The organism is Larkinella sp. C7 (assembly GCF_006149005.1).
GTDB lineage: Bacteria > Bacteroidota > Bacteroidia > Cytophagales > Spirosomataceae > Larkinella.
In genome coordinates, this window is sequence record NZ_VBSL01000168.1 from 1 (window position 1) to 439 (window position 439).

The 439-nt window shown below is 40.8% G+C and carries 1 pseudogene; it reads right to left on the reverse strand.

Annotation, left to right across the window (positions count from 1 at the left end):
* Positions 1-127 precede the first annotated feature (127 nt).
* Positions 128-439, reverse strand: a pseudogene (locus tag FH871_RS34940) (class I SAM-dependent RNA methyltransferase); the annotation flags it as partial.

Genomic DNA, 439 nt, shown 5'->3' on the forward strand with positions numbered 1-439 from the left:
AGGAGTCCATCGTCCTCAGTCACACCAGCTTCAATTTCCTTATGCTTTTGAAGAGCCTCCTGAACGGTCATATCTTTGGCATCTTCAAAATCTAATTTACCATTGTCCTTAGCCATCTCTTCCCTCTCTACATTTCCGAACGTTTGACACGCTGACCAAAATATTGATACAAATCAACCCGCAAGGTCCCATTATAAAGTTTGCGCTTCTTGTCAGCAACTGTCCCATATTTTACTTCAAAATTTTCATCACTGGTCAAAATAAACTTGCTCCAAGTCTTTAGCGGAGAAAAGGTTTGACCCATTTCATTATACAGAATGTCCACTGCTTTGTCATCAAGCAATCGCTCACCATAAGGGGGGTTGGAAATGATAACTCCGTTGATTTTATCCGTTTTCAGGTCCTGCAGTCGCATTTGTTTCAATTTGATAACATCTGC